Annotated in this window: 18 protein-coding genes and 1 tRNA gene; 5 read left to right on the forward strand and 14 right to left on the reverse strand. The window is 71.7% G+C overall.

Going from position 1 to position 21,966, the window contains the following annotated elements; genetic code table 11:
• Positions 1 to 22 precede the first annotated feature (22 nt).
• Positions 23 to 709, reverse strand: coding sequence for a TetR/AcrR family transcriptional regulator (locus ACFYY2_RS24615; protein WP_329038119.1), 687 nt, complete (start codon positions 707 to 709; stop codon positions 23 to 25).
• A complete protein-coding gene (locus ACFYY2_RS24620; RefSeq protein ID WP_388746392.1) occupies positions 706 to 1,692 on the reverse strand; it encodes an acyl-CoA desaturase in 987 nt (328 codons plus the stop codon). Before ACFYY2_RS24620 ends, ACFYY2_RS24615 begins: the two co-directional genes overlap by 4 nt.
• 327 nt (positions 1,693 to 2,019) lie before the next feature.
• Here ACFYY2_RS24620 and ppc point away from each other — a divergent pair, with 327 nt between their 5' ends.
• The gene (gene ppc, locus ACFYY2_RS24625) at positions 2,020 to 4,749 is read left to right on the forward strand and encodes a phosphoenolpyruvate carboxylase (protein WP_388746394.1); all 2,730 of its coding nucleotides are present in this window, start codon (positions 2,020 to 2,022) and stop codon (positions 4,747 to 4,749) included.
• 33 nt (positions 4,750 to 4,782) lie between these two features.
• Here the strand turns inward: ppc and ACFYY2_RS24630 are convergent, their stop codons facing one another.
• From ACFYY2_RS24630 to ACFYY2_RS24660, 7 genes are all read right to left on the reverse strand, one after another.
• Entirely contained in the window at positions 4,783 to 5,253 is a 471-nt protein-coding gene (locus tag ACFYY2_RS24630; RefSeq protein ID WP_388746396.1) for a hypothetical protein, read from the reverse strand.
• Positions 5,254 to 5,328: 75 nt separating this feature from the next.
• On the reverse strand, positions 5,329 to 5,922 hold the full coding sequence (pth, locus tag ACFYY2_RS24635; protein ID WP_388746398.1) for an aminoacyl-tRNA hydrolase: 594 nt from the start codon (positions 5,920 to 5,922) through the stop codon (positions 5,329 to 5,331).
• A 125-nt stretch (positions 5,923 to 6,047) separates the two neighbouring features.
• Positions 6,048 to 6,641 (reverse strand): 50S ribosomal protein L25/general stress protein Ctc, encoded by a 594-nt coding sequence (locus ACFYY2_RS24640; protein WP_388746400.1) that lies wholly within the window; start codon positions 6,639 to 6,641, stop codon positions 6,048 to 6,050.
• Between the two features lie 210 nt (positions 6,642 to 6,851).
• Entirely contained in the window at positions 6,852 to 7,829 is a 978-nt protein-coding gene (locus tag ACFYY2_RS24645) for a ribose-phosphate diphosphokinase (RefSeq protein ID WP_388746402.1), read from the reverse strand.
• A gap of 120 nt (positions 7,830 to 7,949) precedes the next feature.
• A complete protein-coding gene (gene glmU / locus ACFYY2_RS24650; protein WP_388746404.1) occupies positions 7,950 to 9,395 on the reverse strand; it encodes a bifunctional UDP-N-acetylglucosamine diphosphorylase/glucosamine-1-phosphate N-acetyltransferase GlmU in 1,446 nt (481 codons plus the stop codon).
• A 108-nt stretch (positions 9,396 to 9,503) separates the two neighbouring features.
• Positions 9,504 to 9,575, reverse strand: a tRNA-Gln gene (locus ACFYY2_RS24655).
• Between the two features lie 15 nt (positions 9,576 to 9,590).
• Complete coding sequence (locus tag ACFYY2_RS24660; protein WP_388746406.1) at positions 9,591 to 10,454, reverse strand: hypothetical protein; 864 nt, start codon at positions 10,452 to 10,454, stop codon at positions 9,591 to 9,593.
• 155 nt (positions 10,455 to 10,609) lie between these two features.
• Here ACFYY2_RS24660 and ACFYY2_RS24665 point away from each other — a divergent pair, with 155 nt between their 5' ends.
• Positions 10,610 to 11,926: a sensor histidine kinase gene (locus tag ACFYY2_RS24665; RefSeq protein WP_388746408.1), complete on the forward strand. Its 1,317-nt coding sequence runs from the start codon at positions 10,610 to 10,612 to the stop codon at positions 11,924 to 11,926.
• Between the two features lie 93 nt (positions 11,927 to 12,019).
• Here the strand turns inward: ACFYY2_RS24665 and ACFYY2_RS24670 are convergent, their stop codons facing one another.
• Positions 12,020 to 12,538: an SUKH-3 domain-containing protein gene (locus tag ACFYY2_RS24670; RefSeq protein WP_388746410.1), complete on the reverse strand. Its 519-nt coding sequence runs from the start codon at positions 12,536 to 12,538 to the stop codon at positions 12,020 to 12,022.
• 10 nt (positions 12,539 to 12,548) lie between these two features.
• Complete coding sequence (locus ACFYY2_RS24675; protein WP_388746411.1) at positions 12,549 to 13,073, reverse strand: YwqJ-related putative deaminase; 525 nt, start codon at positions 13,071 to 13,073, stop codon at positions 12,549 to 12,551.
• Positions 13,074 to 13,310: 237 nt separating this feature from the next.
• On the opposite strand from ACFYY2_RS24675, the gene ACFYY2_RS24680 reads away from it, so the two are divergent.
• From ACFYY2_RS24680 to ACFYY2_RS24690, 3 genes are all read left to right on the forward strand, one after another.
• Positions 13,311 to 14,288, forward strand: coding sequence for an SMI1/KNR4 family protein (locus ACFYY2_RS24680; RefSeq protein ID WP_388746413.1), 978 nt, complete (start codon positions 13,311 to 13,313; stop codon positions 14,286 to 14,288).
• Positions 14,289 to 14,293: 5 nt separating this feature from the next.
• Positions 14,294 to 16,642: an SUKH-4 family immunity protein gene (locus tag ACFYY2_RS24685; RefSeq protein WP_388746415.1), complete on the forward strand. Its 2,349-nt coding sequence runs from the start codon at positions 14,294 to 14,296 to the stop codon at positions 16,640 to 16,642.
• A gap of 198 nt (positions 16,643 to 16,840) precedes the next feature.
• The gene (locus tag ACFYY2_RS24690) at positions 16,841 to 17,740 is read left to right on the forward strand and encodes a cellulose-binding protein (protein ID WP_388746417.1); all 900 of its coding nucleotides are present in this window, start codon (positions 16,841 to 16,843) and stop codon (positions 17,738 to 17,740) included.
• 28 nt (positions 17,741 to 17,768) lie between these two features.
• On the opposite strand, the gene ACFYY2_RS24695 is transcribed toward ACFYY2_RS24690, so the two are convergent.
• From ACFYY2_RS24695 to ACFYY2_RS24705, 3 genes are all read right to left on the reverse strand, one after another.
• Positions 17,769 to 19,346: a cation acetate symporter gene (locus ACFYY2_RS24695; RefSeq protein ID WP_388746602.1), complete on the reverse strand. Its 1,578-nt coding sequence runs from the start codon at positions 19,344 to 19,346 to the stop codon at positions 17,769 to 17,771.
• Between the two features lie 26 nt (positions 19,347 to 19,372).
• A complete protein-coding gene (locus ACFYY2_RS24700) occupies positions 19,373 to 19,891 on the reverse strand; it encodes a DUF485 domain-containing protein (protein WP_388746419.1) in 519 nt (172 codons plus the stop codon).
• Between the two features lie 144 nt (positions 19,892 to 20,035).
• Entirely contained in the window at positions 20,036 to 21,628 is a 1,593-nt protein-coding gene (locus ACFYY2_RS24705; RefSeq protein WP_388746604.1) for an MFS transporter, read from the reverse strand.
• Positions 21,629 to 21,966: the final 338 nt, after the last annotated feature.

A 21,966-nucleotide genomic window follows, 5' to 3' on the forward strand; every position in this document is an offset into this window, starting at 1 on the left:
GTGCCGGGAGCAGCGTCCGGGCTCAGCTCTTCCGGTGCCCTATCAGCCGCGGCTTCGACTCCAGGTTCTCCAGCCCGTGCCACGCCAGATTCACCAGATGGGCGGCGACCTCGGCCTTCTTCGGCTTCCGCACGTCCAGCCACCACTGCCCGGTCAGCGCCACCATCCCGACCAGGGCCTGCGCGTACAGCGGCGCGAGCTTCGGGTCGAAGCCCCGGGCCTTGAACTCCAGGCCCAGGATGTCCTCGACCTGCGTGGCGATGTCACTGATCAGCGAGGCGAACGTGCCCGTGGACTGCGCGACCGGGGAGTCGCGGACCAGGATCCGGAAACCGTCCGTGTACTTCTCGATGTAGTCGAGCAGCGCGAACGCCGCCTGCTCCAGCAGCTCACGCGGATGACCTGCCGTGAGCGCCCCCGTCACCAGGTCCAGCAACTGGCGCATCTCGCGGTCGACCACGACGGCGTACAGGCCCTCCTTGCCGCCGAAGTGCTCGTACACCACCGGCTTGGAGACCCCGGCGCGTGCCGCGATCTCCTCCACCGAAGTGCCCTCGAAGCCCTTGTCGGCGAACAGGGTGCGGCCGATGTCGAGCAGTTGCTCGCGGCGCTCCTTCCCCGTCATCCGGACCCTGCGGGTCCGCCGGGTGGGGGCAGGCATGCTCTTCTCGCCGCTGGTGCTTGAGTCGGTCGCCACGTCGTCAATCATGCCGGGTCGGCGGCCGCGGACTTGCGTCGGGAGGCGATACGGGAGGCATCGGGCCACCGCACGTCGCGTGCCCAGCCCAGCTGCTCGAACCAGCGGATCAGCCGCGCACTGGAGTCGATCTGGCCGCGCAGCACCCCGTGACGCGCGCTCGTCGGGTCCGCGTGGTGCAGGTTGTGCCACGACTCGCCGCACGACAGGACGGCCAGCCACCACACGTTCCCCGACCGGTCGCGGGACTTGAACGGCCGCTTGCCGACCGCGTGGCAGATCGAGTTGATCGACCACGTCACGTGGTGCAGGAGTGCGACGCGGACCAGCGAACCCCAGAAGAACGCCGTGAACGCACCCCACCACGACATCGTGACCAGCCCGCCCACCAGCGGCGGGATCGCCAGCGACAGGATCGTGAAGCTCAGGAAGTGACGCGAGATCGCGCGGAGCGCCGGGTCCCGGACGAGGTCGGGGGCGTACTTCTGCTGCGGGGTCTGCTCCTCGTTGAACATCCAGCCGATGTGGGCCCACCACAGGCCCTTCATCAGCGCCGGCAGGTTCTCGCCGAACCTCCACGGCGAGTGCGGGTCGCCCTCGGCGTCGGAGAACCGGTGGTGCTTGCGGTGGTCGGCCACCCAGCGCACGAGCGGGCCCTCCACCGCCATCGAGCCGGCGACGGCCATGACGATGACGAGCGGACGCTTCGCCTTGAACGATCCGTGGGTGAAGTAGCGGTGGAAACCGATCGTCACGCCGTGGCAGCCCCAGTAGTACATGGCGACCAGCAGACCGAGGTCGAGCCAGCTGACACCGCGCCCCCAGGCCAGCGGCACCGCCGCGACCAGGGCGGCGAACGGCACCACGATGAACAGGAGCAGTGCGATCTGCTCCACCGAACGCTTCTTGTCGCCGCCGAGCGTGGCGGAGGGGATTGCGGTGTCGCCTGCCGCCGTCGGCAGGCCGTCGTCGAGCACATCGGGGCTGGTGGGCATTGGGGAGTCCCCCGTGAGGTGAGGAAATATGACGGAATGAGCGGGCTACGCTTCCGTAACCTACGGCAACGTAAGTATGGCAGCGAAGAGGCCCGCGACACGAGAGCGCCGCCGTGGCAACCCTTGTGCGACAGGGCCCCCCGCTCTCGTGTACCCCCGAACGGGACCGCCCCGCAGGGCAGCGAGCACGCCGAACCCCCGGACACCTATCCTGGGGGCGTCGGACAGCGCGGTCCGCACTCTGCATACCCGGGGCGAGCCGTCAGCACCACCAGCGCCCCGGCCCCCCTGACAGACGTGCTCAACCACTGCAAGGAGCCGCACACTGTGAGCAGTGCCGACCAGACCCCTGCCGCCAACACCGAGCTCCGCGCGGACATCCGCCGCCTCGGAGACCTGCTGGGCGAAACCCTCGTACGCCAGGAAGGCCAGGAGCTCCTCGACCTCGTCGAGCGCGTCCGCGCCCTGACCCGCACCGACGGCGAGGCCGCGGCCGAGCTTCTCGGCGACACGGACCTGGAGACCGCCGCACAGCTCGTGCGCGCCTTCTCCACCTACTTCCACCTCGCCAACGTCACCGAGCAGGTCCACCGCGCCCACGAGATGCGCGACCGCCGCGCCGCCGAGGGCGGGCTCCTCGCCCGCACCGCGGACCGCCTCAAGGACGCCGACCCCGAGCACCTGCGCCAGACCGTCAAGAACCTCAACGTACGGCCCGTCTTCACCGCACATCCCACCGAAGCCGCCCGCCGCTCCGTGCTCAACAAGCTCCGCCGCATCGCCGAACTCCTCGAAACCCCCGTCATCGAGGCCGACCGCCGCCGCCAGGACATCCGGCTGGCCGAGAACATCGACCTCATCTGGCAGACCGACGAACTCCGCGTCGTCCGCCCGGAGCCCGCCGACGAGGCCCGCAACGCCATCTACTACCTCGACGAACTCCACGCCAACGCCGTGGGCGACGTCCTGGAGGACCTGGCCGCGGAACTGGAGCGCGTCGGCGTCGAACTCCCCGCCGGCACCCGCCCGCTCACCTTCGGCACCTGGATCGGCGGCGACCGCGACGGCAACCCCAACGTGACACCCACCGTCACCTGGGACGTCCTCATCCTCCAGCACGAGCACGGCATCACCGACGCCCTCGAACTGGTCGACCAGCTGCGCGGACTGCTCTCCAACTCCATCCGCTACACCGGAGCCACCGACGAGCTCCTCACCTCACTCCAGACCGACCTGGAGCGCCTCCCCGAGATCAGCCCACGCTACAAGCGGCTGAACGCCGAGGAGCCCTACCGCCTCAAGGCCACCTGCGTCCGCCAGAAGCTCGTCAACACCCGCGAACGCCTCGCCAACGGCACCCCCCACCGCCCCGGCTGCGACTACCTCGGCACCTCCGAGCTCATCGCCGACCTGGCGCTCATCCAGACGTCCCTGCGCGAGCACCGCGGCGGGCTCTTCGCCGACGGCCGCATGGACCGCACCATCCGCACGCTCACCGCGTTCGGCCTCCAGCTCGCCACCATGGACGTCCGCGAACACGCCGACGCCCACCACCACGCGCTCGGACAGCTCTTCGACCGCCTCGGCGAGGAGTCCTGGCGCTACACCGACATGCCCCGCGACTACCGGCAGAAGCTCCTCGCCAAGGAACTCCGCTCCCGTCGCCCCCTCGCCCCGACCCCGGCCCCGCTGGACGCCGCGGGGGAGAAGACCCTCGGGGTCTTCCACACCATCGGCCAGGCCTTCGAGCGCTTCGGCCCCGAGGTCATCGAGTCCTACATCATCTCGATGTGCCAGGGCGCCGACGACGTCTTCGCCGCCGCCGTCCTCGCCCGCGAAGCCGGCCTCCTCGACCTGCACGGCGGCTGGGCCAAGATCGGCATCGTGCCGCTCCTGGAGACCACCGACGAGCTCAAGGCCGCCGACGTCATCCTCGACGAGATGCTCGCCGACCCCTCCTACCGCCGGCTCGTGTCGCTCCGCGGCGACGTCCAGGAGGTCATGCTCGGCTACTCCGACTCCTCCAAGTTCGGCGGCATCACCACCTCCCAGTGGGAGATCCACCGCGCCCAGCGCCGCCTCCGCGACGTCGCCCACCGCTACGGCGTCCGCCTGCGCCTCTTCCACGGCCGCGGCGGCACCGTCGGCCGCGGTGGCGGCCCCTCGCACGACGCGATCCTCGCGCAGCCCTGGGGCACGCTCGAAGGCGAGATCAAGGTGACCGAGCAGGGCGAGGTCATCTCCGACAAGTACCTCATCCCCGCCCTCGCCCGGGAGAACCTCGAACTGACCGTCGCGGCCACCCTCCAGGCCTCCGCGCTCCACACCGCGCCCCGCCAGTCCGACGAAGCCCTCGCCCGCTGGGACGCGGCCATGGACACCGTCTCCGACGCCGCCCACCAGGCCTACCGCAAGCTCGTCGAGGACCCGGACCTGCCCGCGTACTTCCTCGCCTCCACCCCGGTGGACCAGCTCGCCGACCTGCACCTCGGCTCGCGGCCCTCCCGCCGCCCCGGCTCCGGCGTCTCGCTCGACGGCCTGCGCGCCATCCCCTGGGTCTTCGGCTGGACCCAGTCACGGCAGATCGTCCCCGGCTGGTTCGGCGTCGGCTCCGGCCTCAAGGCACTGCGCGAAGCCGGCCTCGACACCGTCCTGGACGAAATGCACGAACAGTGGCACTTCTTCCAGAACTTCCTCTCCAACGTCGAGATGACCCTCGCCAAGACCGACCTGCGCATCGCCCGGCACTACGTCGACACCCTCGTGCCCGACGAGCTCAAGCACGTCTTCGACGTCATCCGGGCCGAGCACGAACTCACCGTGCAGGAAGTCCTCAAGGTCACCGGCGGCAAGGAACTCCTCGGCACCAACCCGGTGCTCCAGCAGACCTTCGCCATCCGCGACGCCTACCTGGACCCGATCTCCTACCTCCAGGTATCGCTCCTCGCCCGCCAGCGCCAGGCGGCCGAACGCGGCGAGGAAGCCGACCCGCTGCTCTCCCGCGCCCTCCTGCTCACCGTCAACGGCGTGGCCGCCGGACTCCGCAACACCGGCTGACCCGCACCCGGAGAACCGCGCGGGTGCGGCCCCTCAGAGGGCGACGAACGTCGCCGTCAGCTGGGCCGCACCCGCGATCCCCGTGACCCAGGCCGTCCGCGTCATCCGCAGACCGCCACCGATCAGCAGGGACGACAGCAGCAACGCGCCGCCGAACGGCACCCAGGCATGCAGAAAGCCGGGCACACCCGTCCGCACGACAGCATCCGAACCCGGCTTCACCACCACGGGAAAACGGTCGCCCTTGCGCACCGCGACCGACTTGTCGATCGTCACCCCGCCACGCCTCCGCGAATCCGCGTCCGGCGAGAACGACCCCGTGCACGTGTCCTCACCGCACCCCGTCACCACCACGGCCCCGTGCTCACGGCCCTTGGCCAGCACGATGTGATGCGCGGTGTTCCACGACGACCACCCGCCCGCGACCAGCAGCAACAGGACGACGCAGCCCGCGGCGAACGAACGGCCATGGGCCAGCACCCGGGGGGAGGACTTCCGCTTCATGGAGGCAGATCCTTGGGCAGAGCCCTGCCCAAGGTCAACCTGCGGCCGGAAAAGGACCGGGTAGCACCACGAATGTCAGGAGTTGTACGCGGACTGGGCCCGCTCCAGCCCCTCCGCCAGCAACGACTCCACCGCATCCGCCGACCGGTCCACCAGGAACGCGAGCTCCTTGCGCTCCGTCGACGAGAAGTCCTTCAGCACGAAGTCCGCCACCTGCATCCGGCCCGGCGGCCGGCCGATCCCGAACCGCACCCGGTGGTAGTCCGCGCCCATCGACTTCGTCATCGACTTCAACCCGTTGTGGCCGTTGTCGCCACCGCCCAGCTTCAGCCGCAGCATCCCGAAATCGACGTCCAGCTCGTCATGCACCGCCACGACGTGATCCAGCGGCACCTTGTAGAAGTCACGCAACGCCGTCACCGGCCCGCCCGACAGGTTCATGTACGACATCGGCTTCGCCAGCACCACCCGCCGGCTCGCGGGCCCGGGCGGACCCATCCGCCCCTCGAGCACCTGCGCCTGCGCCTTCTGCGCCCGCTTGAACTTCCCGCCGATCCGCTCCGCCAGCAGATCGGCGACCATGAAACCGACGTTGTGGCGATTCGCCGCATAGTCGGGGCCCGGATTGCCGAGGCCCACGATCAGCCACGGGTCGGTGGGATCGGACATCACAGCTCGCTCTCCTCGCGGTGCCGACAAGCCGGTCGATACGGCTTGGATACAGGGAAACGGGGCGGCGGCACCCCGGAAGGGAACCGCCACCCCGTCACTCAGCCGAACAGGTGGGGCGAGGCTCAGGCCTCGGCAGCCGCGTCCTCGGTGGCCTCGGCGTCGGCGGCCGGCTCCTCGGCCTGCGCGGCGACGACCTGCAGCACGATGGCGTCCTCGTCACCGGCCAGCGTGGCGCCCTTCGGCAGCTCGATGTCCTTCGCGAGGATCGAGGCACCGGCGTCCAGGCCCGCCACGGAAACCGTGACCGACTCGGGGATGTGGGTGGCCTCGGCCTCGACCAGGAGCGTGTTCTGCACGAACTCCAGCAGGTTGGCGCCCGGGGCCAGGTCGCCCTCGGCGTGCACCGCGATCTCGACGTTGACCTTCTCGCCGCGCTTCACGGTGAGCAGGTCGACGTGCTCGATGTTGCCCTTGAGGGCGTTGCGCTGCACGGCCTTCGGGATCACCAGGGCGTCCTTGCCGTCGATCTCCAGACCGATCAGGACGTTGGCGGTACGCAGCGCGAGAAGCAGCTCGTGGCCCGGCAGGTTGATGTGAACCGGCTCAGCACCGTGGCCGTAGACGACTCCGGGAACCAGGTTGGCGCGACGGGTGCGACGGGCGGCGCCCTTGCCGAACTCCGTACGGACCGTTGCGTCGAGCTTGATCTCAGCCATGCTGCACTCCTCGTAGGTGACGAAAGAAACCGTTGGTCACCCGGCCCACGACAGGCCTGCTACGAAGAGCGCGTCGATAACGGACCACCGGCCCATGTCCGAGACATGAGAACGGCCTCCCTCGCCGAGCAACTCCAAGAGTCTACCCGGCCGGGAGGCCGTACCCAAAGTGGATCAAGTGGTCACCCGGAGGCGGTCACCCGGAGGCGGTCACTCGTTCTCCTCGAAGAGGCTCGTCACCGAACCGTCCTCGAACACCTCGCGCACCGCACGCGCGATCGTCGGCGCGATCGACAGCACCGTGATCTTGTCGATCTCCAGCTCACCCGGAGTCGGCAGCGTGTCCGTGAACACGAACTCGCTGACCTTCGAGTTCTTCAGACGGTCCGCGGCCGGACCCGACAGCACACCGTGCGTCGCCGTCACTATGACGTCCTCCGCACCGTGCGCGAACAGCGCGTCCGCGGCCGCACAGATCGTGCCACCCGTGTCGATCATGTCGTCGACCAGCACGCACACCCGGCCCTCGACGTTGCCCACGACCTCGTGGACGCTGACCTGGTTCGGCACGTCCTTGTCGCGGCGCTTGTGCACGATCGCCAGCGGCGCGTCCAGCCGGTCGCACCAGCGGTCCGCGACCCGCACGCGTCCGGCGTCCGGCGACACGATCGTCAGCTTCGACCGGTCCACCTTCGCGCCCACGTAGTCCGCCAGGATCGGCAGCGCGAACAGGTGGTCCACCGGGCCGTCGAAGAAGCCCTGGATCTGGTCCGTGTGCAGATCGACCGTGAGGACGCGGTCCGCACCCGCCGTCTTCATCAGGTCCGCCACCAGACGGGCCGAGATCGGCTCACGACCGCGGTGCTTCTTGTCCTGGCGGGCGTAACCGTAGAACGGCACGATCACCGTCACCGACCGGGCCGAGGCGCGCTTGAGCGCGTCCAGCATGATCAGCTGCTCCATGATCCACTTGTTGATCGGAGCCGTGTGGCTCTGGATCAGGAAGCAGTCGGCCCCACGGGCCGACTCCTGGAAACGCACGTAGATCTCACCGTTGGCGAAATCGAAGGCCTTCGTCGGCACGAGACCGACACCCAGTTGATGTGCGACCTCCTCGGCCAGCTCGGGGTGGGCGCGGCCGGAGAAGAGCATCAGCTTCTTCTCGCCGGTCGTCTTGATCCCGGTCACAGCACAGTCTCCTCAGACGTGTATCCGGCTCCGCGCGCATGTGTCCCGATGTGCGACGAGCCAGCCGAAATGGGTGAGCATCTATCACGGTACGCCAGACGTGGGTGCGCCTGTTTCCGGTCAGCTTTCGCCGCCGGACTCCGGTGCGGCCGCCTCAGCCGCCCTGGCCGCCGCGCTCCCGGGACGCTTCCGGGCCACCCAGCCCTCGATATTCCGCTGCTGGCCCCGGGCCACGGCCAGCGAACCGGACGGCACGTCCTTGGTGATGACCGAACCGGCCGCGGTGTAAACGCCGTCCCCGACCGTGACGGGCGCCACAAACATATTGTCCGACCCGGTCCGGCAGTGGGACCCGATCGTGGTGTGGTGCTTGGCCACCCCGTCGTAGTTCACGAAGACGCTCGCCGCGCCGATGTTGGTGTGGTCACCGATCGTCGCGTCACCCACGTAACTCAGGTGCGGCACCTTCGTGCCCTCGCCGATCGTCGCGTTCTTCATCTCGACGTACGTACCCGCCTTGGACTTCGCGCCCATGCGCGTGCCCGGCCGCAGATAGGCGAACGGACCCACCGTCGCCCCCGGACCCACCTCGGCCCCGTCCGCCACCGTGTTGTCCACCCGCGCGCCCGCGTGCACGACCGTGTCCTTCAGCCGCGAGTTCGGACCCACCTCCGCGTCCTCCGCCAGGTGCGTCGTCCCCAGCAGCTGCGTCCCCGGGTGCACGATCGCGTCCCGCTCGTACGTCACCGTCGCGTCGATCAGCGTCGACGCCGGCTCCACGACCGTCACACCCGCCAGCATCGCGCGCTCCAGCAGGCGCTCGTTGAGCAGCCGGCGCGCCTCGGCCAGCTGGAGCCGGTTGTTGATGCCCAGGATCTCCCGGTGGTCACCCGTGACCGAGGCCCCCACGCGGTGGCCGGCCTCGCGCAGGATCGACAGCACGTCGGTGAGGTACTCCTCGCCCTGGCTGTTGTCCGTGCGCACCTTGCCCAGGGCCTCGCTCAGCAGACGGCCGTCGAACGCGAAGACCCCGGAGTTGATCTCCCGGATCGCGCGCTGCGCGTCGGTCGCGTCCTTGTGCTCGACGATCTCCCTGACCGCCCCGGTGGCCGGGTCGCGGACGATCCGGCCGTAACCGGTCGAGTCCGGGACCTCGGCGGTCAGCACGGTGACCGCGTTGGCGTCGGCGGCATGGGTGGCGGCCAGCACGGAGAGGGTCTCGCCGGAGAGCAGCGGCGTGTCCCCGCACAGGACGATCACGGTGCCGTCGACGGTCCCGCCGAGCTCTTCGAGCCCCATGCGGACCGCGTGGCCGGTGCCGTTCTGCTCGGCCTGGAAGGCGGTGCGCACAGGGGTGTCCCCGGCGGACAGATGCGCGGTGACCTGCTCGCCGGCGTGGCCGACGACCACGACGAGGTGTTCGGGGTTCAGCCGGCCGGCGGCGGCGACGACATGCCCGACGAGGGAGCGTCCGGAGATCTCGTGCAGGACCTTGGGGGTCTTCGACTTCATACGGGTGCCCTCACCCGCTGCGAGGACGACGACGGCCAGGCTGTTGGCGCTCACGGATGTGCCCTTCGGCTTCGGGTGGTGGACCCCCGCAGGATACCGGGGGCGTAAATGCCCGAAACGAACGCGGGCCCCGACCTGTGAGGTCGGGGCCCGATGCGTGAGCTCCGCCGGCTGGATTCGAACCAGCGTCTCAAGGCTCCAAAGGCCTGCGGGATGCCGCTACCCCACGGCGGATCACTGCGTCAGACCCTACCTGAGGTGGAGTTGGGCCCGTTCCACGATTCCGCGCCACCAGCCCTCAACTCGACGGTACAACTCCGCACCCTGAGAAACACGGATCACCAGACACCCGCGGTAGGACTCGCCGGTGTTCTTCCGCACCGTTCTGGGGTTGTGCTTCTTCAGCGTCGTCTTCTGGAGGGCGGAGGCTTCGATGCCCACGAGCTCCGCCCAGAAGCGTTCCGCAGCCACGACGTCTGCCGTCCGGTGGATCATGACCCGGAAGCAGATGCGGTCGCGCGTGACCCCCACCACGGCCAACCAGGCCAGGTAGGTCTTGATCATGCCCGGATCGCTGTTGACGAACGTGAGGTTCTCCCGGCGGTCGTACGGCTTGTCCTTCGTTCCCTCGGCCCAATAGAGCCCTACGCCGATCAGAAGGAGTTCTCGGTCGGTGAGGTCCCCGATCTCGGCCCGAGCGGTGGTCTTCGTCCGCTGTCGTTCGCTGTCGCGCACGGCCAGTTCGTGATCCCAGCGCATGCGCCCGGCGAGCTTTGCCTGTTCGACGGCGCTTCGGCCGCGCTCCGGCCTCGGCAGGTCCCGCACCCACAGCGAGATCGAGCTCTTCGAGCACCCCAGCTCCACCTGGATCGCGTCGTAGGTCATCCCCCGGAGCCGCAGTTCCCGGGCCTTCGCGCGCAGGTCGTCCTTCGCGCGCGGGCGCTTCGTCCACTCCGGCGCCGGCTCGCCCTCCAGCAGGCGGTTGAGGATGTCGTTGTTGTCGACGTGCAGGCGGTCCCGGATCTGACGGCGGCTGAGCCCCGCCCGCCGCAGCGCGACGGCTTGCTCCCGCAACCCCTCGAAGTCCGCGTACTTGTCACTGGCATGTGTCATACGAAGAGATTCGTCCGGAATGCGGACGTCCGGCATGGAAGGGGGCCCGGTTCACCGGATCGTGGGATGTGCCGGCCTTCGCGGTACGACCAGTGACTTTCCGTGGTGGCGGACTCTCCGGAAAATGGGATGCGGCCGCCCGTAGGCTGGATGCCATGACCGTAACGGGGGCAGACCGGGAAGCGGCGGGCCCGACCACCCGCGGCTACTGGTGGTGGGGGCGGCGACGGAGCGTCGCACTGGACGTGGGACTCGCGCTGGTCTCGGCGCTGGAGTGCGCGCTGGAGGGGGTGTCGTTCGCCGGGGACACCGGGCTTCCGGTGCCCTTCGGGGTGCTGTTCGGCCTGCTCGCCGGGTCGGTGCTGGTGCTGCGCAGGCGGTGGCCGATCGCGGTGGTGCTGGTGTCGATCGCGACGACGCCCGCCGAGATGGGCTTCCTGATGGCGATCGTCGGGCTCTACACGCTGGCGGCCTCGGACGTGCCGCGCAGGATCACCGTCGTGCTGACGGGGATGACGCTGGTCGGCACCTTCATCGTGTCGTACGTGCGGCTGCGGCAGACGGTGGACGCCGATGCGGACTTCGGGCCGGGGGTCTGGTACGTCCCGGTCGTGTCCCTGTTCATGTCCCTGGGGCTGACGGCGCCGTCGGTGCTCTTCGGCCTGTACATCGGGGCCAGGCGCAGGCTGATGGAGAGCCTCCGGGAGCGCGCGGACTCGCTGGAGCGGGAGCTGTCGCTGCTGGCGGACCGGGCCGAGGAGCGGGCGGAGTGGGCGCGTACGGAGGAGCGGACGCGGATCGCCCGGGAGATGCACGACGTCGTCGCCCACCGGGTGAGCCTGATGGTGGTGCACGCCGCGGCGCTGCAGGCGGTGGCTCCGAAGGATCCGGCGAAGGCGGTGCGCAACGCGGCGCTGGTGGGTGACATGGGCCGGCAGGCGCTGACGGAGCTGCGGGAGATGCTCGGGGTGCTGCGGAGCGGTGACGCGCTGATCGCGTCGCCGGCGGGGGCCGTGCCGCTGGCTTCGGTGGGCCGGGCGGCGGCGGCCGCTGCGGCTGCCGTGGTGGAGGAGGGGCCGCGCCTGTGCGAGGTGGAGGCGCTGGTGGCGCAGTCCCGTGAGGCGGGGATGACGGTGGAGCTGTCGGTGGAGGGGGAGCTGCGGCCGTATGCGCCGGAGGTGGAGCAGACGGCGTACCGGGTGGTGCAGGAGGCGCTGACGAACGTGCACAAGCATGCGGCGGGTGCGAGGACGTGGGTGCGGCTGGCGCATCGGGGTGCGGAGGTGGCGATGCAGGTGGAGAACGGTCCGTCGGACGGGGCGGCGGCGGATGCGGGGCTGCCGAGCGGGGGCAACGGTCTGGTGGGGATGCGGGAGCGGGTGCTGGGGCTCGGGGGTGTGTTCGTGTCGGGGCCGACGGACGCGGGGGGTTTCCGGGTGTCGGCGGTGCTGCCGGACGCCGGGGTGGCGTGAGGCGGTCGTGCGGGGGCAGGTCCGGGGCCGGTGTTCCGGGACGGTTCCGGGGCCCGGGTGGGGGGTGCCCGGGCCGGGTGGGGTGTTCGGGGCTCAGCCGGGGGTGAGGCGGGTGGGCTGTGCGCCGGTGATGAGGGCTTCGAGGGCCCGGTCGATGTCGGAGCCGAGGTACCAGTCGCCGGTGTGGTCGATGGAGTAGACGCGTCCTTCGCTGTCGATGGCGAGGACCGCCTGGCCGTCGCCCTCGTCGCCGAGGGGTGCGACTTCGGTCTCCAGTGCGCGGCCGAGGTCGCCGAGGGTGCGGGCGAGGTGGAGTCCGTTGAGCGGGTCGATGGCCACGGTGGCGGCGGCGATCTGCCGGCCGGGGGCGATCGCGGTGATGCGGAGGCCGCCGAATTCGGCCCAGGCCTCGACTGCGGCGGGGAAGACGGCGTGCTGGTGGCCTGCGGGGGAGGCGTGGGAGCGCAGGGCGTCCGCCCATTCCTCGGCCTGCCGGATGTCCCAGCGTCCGGGCAGCCATCCGGCGTTGCGCAGTGCCGTGTCGACGTTGAGCGAGAAGCGGGTGGTGGGCGCGTGCTGCTGTTGGGCGGGCAGGCCGGTGCGGTCGTGCATGGTGGTGTGTTCAGCCCTTCTCGGCCGTGGTCGCCGTGCCTGTGCCGGCGAGGTCGACGGGGCGCACACCGAAGTGGGCGAGCATCGCCGTGCAGGAGCGGCAGGGGGGTGCGTAGCTGCCGTGGAGGGGGTCGCCGTCCTCGCGGATGTGGCGGGCGGTGAGCCGGCCGTGTTTGAGCGCGCGGCGGGCCTCACCGTTGGTGAGGGGTTTGCGCTGGGCTCTTTTGGAGCGGCTCTCGTCGGCGGCGTTGAGTTGCCGTGACAGGAGTATGGCCTCGGGGCAGCGTCCGGTGAAGCGTTCGCGCTGGATGCTGGTGAGGGTGTCGAGGAAGTCCTGCACGAGTGGGTGCAGGGCAGGTGGCTGGTCCCCCTTGCCCGCGGTGCAGGTGAGGGTTTCTCCGCGTACGGACAGGGCCGCGGCCACCGCGGGCAGGATGCCGTCGCGGCGGTGCTGGAGTCGGGGTGCGCGGCTGGGTTCGGTGGTGCTCCAACTGAGTCGCGGATCTCCGGATGTGACTGCTTGTGCTGTGTGCATGACGATCGTCCCTCCCGTGCAATCCCCCGAGTTGCGGGGGACAGCCTGCCAAATGTGCAGGGTGGTGGGGAAGCTGGGGCGGGGAAACGTGTCTGCGTGTCGCGGCTCGGTGGCCGTGTTGTCGCGTGTCCGTCACGCGCCGGTGACGTTCGGTGAGTGGTGGTGCGGGGGCGGGGGGCCGTGTTGCGTCACCGCATAGGCTGTGCGGAACACCGGACGCAGCAGGGGGCAACCGCCATGACTTCAGGTCGGCTCGGGCAGCAAGCCGCGCCACCGAACGCGGCTTATGCGGGACAGGTCGTTCACTTCCCGGATCCGGTCCGGGCGTCCCGGCACCCGAAGGGTGTCCGTGTGGACGGGGACGGCTATCCGGTGCTCTCGCCGTACGCGCGTGCGGCCGCGGAGATCGCGGATCCGCCTCCGGGGTTCGGTGTCGACGAGTTGCGGCTGACGGACTACGTCTCGGCGAACGCGGCGTCGGCGGCGAGCGGTCACGAGCTGTGGGAGACCATCCCGGCGGTGGCGACGCCGCACGGCTGGACGTGGCACCACGTGGCGGGTGGCCGGCGGATGGAGCTGGTGCCGATCGAGGTGAAGGCGCTGCTGCGTCATCACGGTGGTCTGGCGACGGCTTCGGTGGACCAGGACCGTCGGGGTACGCGGCCGCTGCAGGAGACGCGTCCGGCTCATTTCCGGCTTCCCAAGGGGTCGGTGGCGGTGGGCGAGCAGCAGATCCTGGGTGTCGAGGAGGATCTGGGCTACCGCCTTCCGGGTGCGTACCGGTCGTTCCTGAAGGCGGCCGGCGGGTCGGCCCCGGTGGGTGTGGCGCTGGACGCGGAGCTGGGGCTGCTGGTGGACCAGCCGTTCTTCACGGTGCGCGAGGAGGCGGCCGTGAACGACCTGGTGTACGTGAACAAGTGTCTGCGGGACCACTTCACGAAGGATTTCCTGGGCGTGGGTTTCGTCCAGGGCGGCATTCTGGCGTTGAAGGTGCGGGGCTCCGGGGCGGGGTCCGTGTGGTTCTGCCCGTACGACGATGCGCGGGACCGGGACGGCTGGGGTGTGCAGGAGCGGGTGGACCGGCTTCTGCTGCCGTGCGGTGAGGACTTCGACGCCTTCCTGCAGCGTCTCGCGGGCAGTCCGCCGGAGTTGGAGACGGTGGCGAACCTGATGGTGGACGGCGGCTTCGCGCGGGCCGTCCCGGTGGAGGGGTGAGCGCGGTGGTGACGTTCGCGCAGGCGCAGGAGCGTGCGGATGAGTGGGTCAACGGTGATGTGCCCCCGTATCAGCACCGTGAGGTCCGGGTCCGTGAGTTCGAGCTGGGTTTCGTGGTGTGGGCCGAGGACCGGGCCGAGGGTCCCGTGTCGGACGGTGGTCGCCAGCGTCTGGTGATCGCCCGGGACAGCGGTGAGGCGACGCTGTGGCCGGGGCTGCCCGTGGGCGAGGTGATACGGCGGTACGAGGAGGAGTACGGGGTCCCGTCCGGGGCGGGGGATGTTCCGGAGCCGCCGCGGCGCATCGATCTGAATCAGACGTCGTTCCTGCTGAGTCCGCCGGAGTGGCTGCAGGAGGCGGCGGACAAGCTCGGGATTCCGGACCGGCGTGCGGGTGCGGAGGAGTCTTCGCCCGCCGCTGCCGCCGCCCCTTCCGCGGGCGCCGGAGCCGCGGGCGCCGGGAGCGGGGCCGCGTGGCCGGCTGCCGGCGGTGAGGAGGACCACGAGCCGACGGCTCAGGACGGTGTGCCGGCCGGGGCCACCCCGTGGGCGGGCACGGACACGAACGCGCGGGGCGACGGGGCCGGGGTGCCGTTGCCCGCGACGGTGTTCGCGCCGCCGCTGTCGGGTTCCGACGACGACGGGACTCCGCCTCCGGTCGTCTCCGCGGAGGCACCGACGGCGTTGATGTCGGGGGGCAGCGGGCTGCCGGCGACCGCGGTGGTCCCCGGGCTGGATCCGCAGGCTCCGCCGCCGGGGACGGCCGGGCCCGGTGCTCCCGCGGCGCCGGCCGGGCCGGGGCCCGGGGACATCGCGGACGCCGCGACGAGCAAGGCCGTGGTGCCCCCGAGGGGTGCGCGCGGTGCGGGGGCGACGACTCCGCCGCCCCCGGGGGCGCCGGGCACGCCCGGGGTGCGGCCGGGTGCCGTTCCGCCGCCGCCGGGTCCGGGTGCACCGGGCGGTTACGCACCGACGCAGCTGGTCTCGCAGCCGGGTCCGCCCGGTGCGACGCCGCCTCCGGGTGCGCCGCAGCCGCCCGCGCCTCCCGGTCCTCCGGGTTCCCCGCCGCCCGCGGGCGGCGGGGCGCACCATGCCGCGACGGTGTTCGCGGGCGTCGGTGGCCCGAGCGCGCCGCGCCCTCCGGGGCCTCCCGGTCCGCCCGGTGTCCCGCAGCCGCCCGCGCCTCCCGGCCCGCCGCCGGGTGCGACACCGCCTCCGGGCGGTGGGGCGCACCATGCCGCGACGATGCTGGCGGGCCCGGGTGCGCCGCAGCCGCCGGGTCCTCCGGGTCCTCCCGGTGTTCCGGGTGCTCCCGGTGTTCCGGGCCCGCACACCCCGCCGCCGCCCGGGGCGTACGGGTATCCGCAGCAGCCGACGGGCCGGCCCATGGTCGGTCCGGGCTACCAGGCCGTGCTGAGGTTCCGTGCGGCCGACGGCAGCGAGCAGCAGCTGATCCGGCGTTCGGAGCCGGGCACCCCGCATCCGGAATGGCGGATGCTGCACGAGCTGCGCGGGATGAACGTGCCGCCGCAGCAGGTCATCGAGCTGCACACGGAGCTCGAGTCCTGTGAGCTGCCGGGTGGTTACTGCGCGCGGATGATCCGGGAGACGTGGCCGCAGGTGCGGATCACGAGTGTGGCGCCGTACGGCACCGATCATGCGAGCCGGCAGCAGGGGATGCAGCATCTGCTGACGCATCAGGGCGAGTTGCACCAGGTGGCGGACGGGCCGGCGCGGCCCGCTCCGGTGCGGGCGCCGCTGCCGCAGGTGCCGCCGGCGCCGGCGTTGCCGCCGGAGGCGCTGGCGGAGGAGATGCACGGGGCGTTCGGACCGAGCGGTGTGCTGCGGTTCGACCAGCGTGCGGTGTCCCGTCAGGGGGTGCCGGAGGTCGTGGCGCGGACGCTGGTCTGGGCGGGGCTGCCCGCTGACTTCGGGCCGTTCTTCTGGGCGCAGCCGGGGCATCCGGTGGTGCCGACGCTGGCGGAACTCGCGGCGCAGCGGGGGGTGCCGGCGGCGTCGGACGCGGGTTCGTATCTGGTGATGGGTTCGGACTTCGGCCGGGCGGTCTGTGTGCAGTACGGGACGGCGAACATCGTGGCCGTGCCCGTGGAGGCGGGCCCGGGTGGTCAGCCGGTGCCGCCGCAGTTCGTGAACACGGGGCTGCCGGAGTTCGTGCGGTCGATGGCGCTGCTGGGGCGGATGTGGCGTCTCCGGTTCGGCTTGAATCCGGAGCAGGCGGGCCGTTGGACGGTCGATTTCCAGGCGCAGTTGGTGGCGCTGGATCCGGCGGCGCTGGCGTCGCCGGAGAGCTGGTGGTCGGTTCTGCTGGAGCAGATGTGGGACGGCCTGCTCTGATCTGATCGGTTCTGGCCTGTTGTGTGCGTGAGGCGTCCGGCCCCAGTCGGGGACGGGCGCCTTTCGTGTGCGCTTTGTGATGTCGGCCGCTTCCGTCCTGAATGGAGCTGATCGATTCCGACTTCCGGGCCAATTACCGCATCCTTGACGTATTGCTTCATGGTCGGGGAGTCGGAGAGCGGGAAGAGGGCTTCAGGGATGAGTGGTGGACCGGTGTCCGCGCACGGTTTTGTCGGCGTACGGGGGCGTGGCTACAGCCCTGAGCAGGTGGACCGGGCGGTGGCCTCGCTGTCGGCGGAGCGGGACGCGGCCCTGGACCGGATCTCGCGGCTGACCGGACTGGCGGAGGAACTGGCCGCCGAGTCGGCCCGGCTGCGTGAGGTGGTGGCCGCGCTGGCGCCGCAGACGTACGTGTCGCTGGGGGAGCGGGCGCAGCGGATCCTGGCCCTGGCGGAGGCCGAGGCGGAGGCGGCCCGGGGTGCGGCGCTGGAGGAGGCGCAGGCGCTGCGGGACGCGGCGGACGAGGCGGGGCGGGTGGCCCGCGAGGCGGCGCGGGAACGTTCCGGTGAGGTGCGGGCGGCTGCGGACGCCGGTGCGGAGGAGGGGCTGGCCGCGGCGCGGGACCGGGCCGGGTCGTTGGTGGAGGACGCGCGCCGGGAGGCCGGTGAGGTGCGGGGCACGGCGGACGCGGAGATGGCGGAGACGCGCCGCCGTACCGCCGGTGTGCTGGCGCACCAGGAGCAGGAGCACATCGAGCGGGGCAAGGCGTTGGACGCGGAGATCGCGGCCGCCGAGGCCGCGGCGGCGGAGCGCGAGGCCGAGCTGGCGGCGCGCGGGGAGGCGCTGCTCGCGCAGGGGCGCAGGCGGTCGGCGGAGGCGGAGGAGGCGGCCCGGCACCGCCAGGAGGACGCGCAGGCGCGGGCCGCGGAGCTGCTGTCGGAGGCGAGGGCGGCGGAGGAGCGAGTGGGCCGGGAGACGGACCGGGTGCTGCGGGAACACCTGGAGAGCCGCGAGGAGGTCCAGGCGCACATGACGCACGTGCGCAATTCGCTGGCGGCGCTGACCGGGCGTGTGACGGCGGGCCCGGCGCGGGACTGACGCGGGGGCGCGCCCGGGGCGGGGGCTTTCACCGGCGTCCGGCGGGCGGGGCTCCGGCCAGGATCCAGGGCTCGACCGCTTCGTACCGGCGGCGCTGTGCGGCGCTGTCGTCGTCGCGGCCCCGTACGCTCCCGAGCCAGCCGGCGAGGAAGCCGAAGGGGATGGAGACCAGGCCGGTCGTGGTGAGCGGGAACCAGTTGAAGTCGCGGTGGGGGAAGACGGATCCGGGTGATCCGGAGACCAGGTCGGTGCCGGTGATGAGGACGAGGACGCACGCCGTGCCGCCGAGGAGGGTCCAGAGCAGGCCGGTGCGGGTGTAGCGGCGCCAGAACATGCTGTAGACGAGGGCCGGGGCGATGGCGGACGCGCCGATGCAGAAGGACAGGGTCACCAGGGCCTGGACGTTCCAGTGGCGGGCGAGGACGGCGAGGGTGACGGCCAGGGTGCCGACGGCGACGGCCGAGCCCCGTGCGGTGACCAGTTCGGTGCGGGTGTCCATGGGGGTGCGGGCGCGCACTCCGTGGTGGAACAGGTCGTGGGCGAGGGAGTTGGCGCACGCCAGGATCATTCCGGCGACGGAGGCCAGCAGGGTGAGGAAGATCGCCGTGGTCATGGTGGTGACGACGAGCGCGCCGGTCTCCCCGCCTCCCGCGACGGCTCCGGACACCTGGAGGATCGCGCTGTTTCCCTGGGCGCCCGCGGCGGTGATGCGGTCGTGCCCGACGAGGGCCGCGGCGCCGAAGCCGATGACGGTGAGCAGGAGGCAGAGGCCCACGACGACGCAGACCGCCCAGGACATGGAGCGGCGGACGGCCCGGGCGTCGCGGACCCCGGTCATCCGCATGGTGATGTGCGGCAGGCAGGCGGCGCCGAGGACGACGGTCAGTTCGGAGCTGATCATGTCGAGGTCGTTGCCGCCGAACTGCAGTCCGGCGTGCAGATAGGCGGCGCCCGCGCCGCTGCCGGTCTCCGCTGCGCGCAGGAGCGCGCCGGTGTCCCAGTCGAAGCGGTCGAGGACGAGGACGGAGACGAGGAGCCCGGCCCCGAGCAGGACGACGGTCTTGACGATCTGGATGAGGGCGGTGCCCTTCATGCCGCCGATGGCCGCGTAGCCGGTCATGACGACGCCGAGGGTGATGATGGCTCCGGTGCGGAATCCGGAGCTGTCGAAGCCGAGGATGAAGGACAGCAGGTTTCCGCTGCCGGCGAGCTGGACGACCATGAGCGGCAGCAGCGCGGCGAGGGTGACCGTGCAGGAGGCGATGCGCGCGGCCCGGCCGGGGGTCCGGCGGGTGAGCATGTCCCCCATGGTGAACCGGCCCGCGTTGCGCAGGGGTTCGGCCAGCAGGAACATCAGCAGGACGAGGGAGAGCGCCGTGCTGAGGGCGAGGACGAGGCCGTCGTGGCCGGTGAGGGCGATGACCCCGGTGGTGCCGAGGACCGTGGCGGCGGAGAGGTAGTCGCCGGCGACGGCGAGGCCGTTGCGCAGGGGGGACAGCGAGCGGTAGCCGGTGTAGTACTCGTCGAGGTCGTCGCGGTCGGGTCCGGTCATGACGCAGAGCAGCAGGGTGACGCTGGCGACGGCGATGAAGGCGGTCAGGGACATCGTCTGGGCGGACTCGTCGAACCCGTTCACCGGCCCGCTCCCGTCCCGCGTCCCGCGGCCGGCCAGGTGCCCCTGCTGTCGCCGGCGGCCCGTTCGCGCAGTCCGGCGCAGAGGGGGTCGACGGTGCGCCGCGCCGTCCACTCGTACACGGCGATGGCGGCGAGGGCCACGGGGAGCTGGCAGAGGCCGAGGAGGAGGCCGGTGGTGAGTCCGCTGCCGCCCACGGGGCGGGTCATGAGGGCGGGGGCGTAGCCGGAGAGCAGGAGGAAGAGGGTGAAGTAGCCGAGCGCGGTGAGGGTCGAGACGCGGCGCAGCAGGCGGTAGGCGGTGCGGAGCCGGCGGAGGTCGCCGTGGTGGCCGGGGGCGGATGTCCGGCGCGGGGCGGGCGGCCGGTGCCGGGGCGGCCGCGGGGGTGGTGAACTCTGCCAGGGCAGCAGGTAGTCGCCGGGGTAGGGCGGCCGCCGGGGCGGCGGCGGTGGCCGGTGGGGGCGCGGGTGCGGGGGACGCCGGGGCGGGTACGGGGGCGGCTGCGCGTCGTACGGCAAGGCGGTGCTCCTTGCATGGCTCGGGCCCGGGGACGGGCTGCAAGGCAGGAGCGCGGGTGCGCTGTCGGGAGCGCGTACGTTACTCGCGGGTATCGCGAAGGGGGAGGGTTACGGGCGAACTACCTTCGGTAACTCGCCAGTTGTCTAGTCCTTGGGCGCCGGGGGAGCGCTCTCGTGCTCGGCCAGCACGGGAAAGCGGCGCGGAGCCACGACGACGAGCACCAGCAGGGCGAGGGCCGCGGCGACCGCGGCGCCCGTGAACACGTGGTCGACGGCGGTGTCGACGGCTCTGCGCAGGTAGTCCGTCGCGGCGGCGGAGAGGGCTGCCGGATTCTCCAGAGCGTGCGAGACGGCGTCCAGGTCGCCGGGCAGACCCGGGACGGGGGCGTCGGACAGCCGGGAGGCGAGCACCCCGTTCGCGACGGCGCCGAAGAGGGCCGCGCCCAGGCTCTGCCCGACCTGGCGGCAGAAGAGCACGGAGGCCGTCGTCGTCCCGCGCTCCGTCCACCCGACCGTCGACTGGACGCCGACGATCAGCGGGAGCTGGAACAGGCCGAGCGTCGCCCCGAGCAGCAGCATCAGCAGGGCGGGCTGCCAGGCGGAGCCGGGGTAGGGGAGCAGCGGGAAGCAGAGGAGGACCAGCAGGGCGCCGGACATGCCGGTGATCGCGGTGCGGCGGAAGCCGATGCGGTTGTAGACCCGGTCGGACAGGGCGGCGGAGACGGGCCAGCTCAGGGTCATCACGGACAGGACGAACCCGGCGGCGATCGGGCCGAGCCCGAGGACGGACTGGGCGTAGGTCGGCAGGAAGACGGTCGGCGCGACCATCAGCAGCCCCATCGCGCCGAGGGCGAGGTTCACCGAGGCGATGGTGCGGCGCCGCCAGACCCAGCCGGGGATGACCGGTTCGGCGGCGCGCCGCTCGATGACGACGGTCAGGGCGGCCAGTGCGGCGCTCCCCGCCAGCAGGCCGAGCGAGGGCGCCGAGAGCCACGGCCAGGCGACTCCTCCCTGGACCAGGGCGGTCAGCAGGAGCGCACCGGTGGCGAAGACGGCGAGCGCGCCCGCCCAGTCGACGCGGGGACGGACCGCGGGGCGCGGCCGGGCCGGTTCGTGGAGGTGACGGACCACCAGCCAGAGGGCGACGGCGCCGACCGGCAGGTTGATCAGGAAGATCCAGCGCCAGTCGGCGTACGCGGCGAGCAGTCCGCCTGCCGCCGGCCCCGCCACGGCGGACGTGGCCCAGACCGTGGACAGCTTCGCCTGGATCTTCGGGCGTTCCTTCAGCGGGTACAGGTCGGCGGCGATGGTCTGCACCGTGCCCTGGAGGGCGCCGCCGCCGAGGCCCTGGACGACGCGGAAGGCGATCAGGGCCGCCATGTTCCAGGCCGCGGCGCACAGAAGAGAACCGGCGAGGAACAGGACGATGCCGGCGATCAGGACGGGCTTGCGGCCGAAGGTGTCGGAGAGTTTCCCGTACACCGGCAGCGTGACGGTCACCGCCAGCAGATAGCCGGAGAAGAGCCAGGAGAAGACGGAGAAGCCGCCGAGGTCGCCGACGATCTGGGGGACGGCGGTGGCGACGATGGTGCCGTCGATGGCGGCGAGACCCATGCCCAGCATGAGGGCCGCCGCGACCGGGCGGCGGGCCCGGTCGGAATCCGGCACGCCCCGGGGGGCCGTGCCGCGTACCGCTTCCGGGCTGTCCGTACCGCCGACGCTCTCCGTGCCGCCCACCGGGGTCCCTTCCCTATGCACGTATCTCCTGGGGGCCACTGTCCCACCAGTGGCGCGGGAAGGGCAGACGCGGGCCGAGGGGTGAGACCACCCCTACCCGGGGCTCGTCCGCGGGACCCGGACCCCTAGGGGGAGCTCCGTACTGCGGCCCAGGGATCGTTCCTCCCGCCGGAGGACGAGAGCGGCGGACCCCGTTCCTTAACGTGTTCTTGCATCGCTGATGTGGCCCGCCGCAGGGGGAGGGGTGGGGAAAACCCCCAGGCGAAGACTGCGCCGGGCACCAGGGCGCGCGAGGCCCCCGCACACGAGACTCGACACGTACACCGAGACGTCCAGGC

Origin of the sequence: Streptomyces sp. NPDC001822 (genome assembly GCF_042892135.1) — a bacterium.
GTDB lineage: Bacteria > Actinomycetota > Actinomycetes > Streptomycetales > Streptomycetaceae > Streptomyces.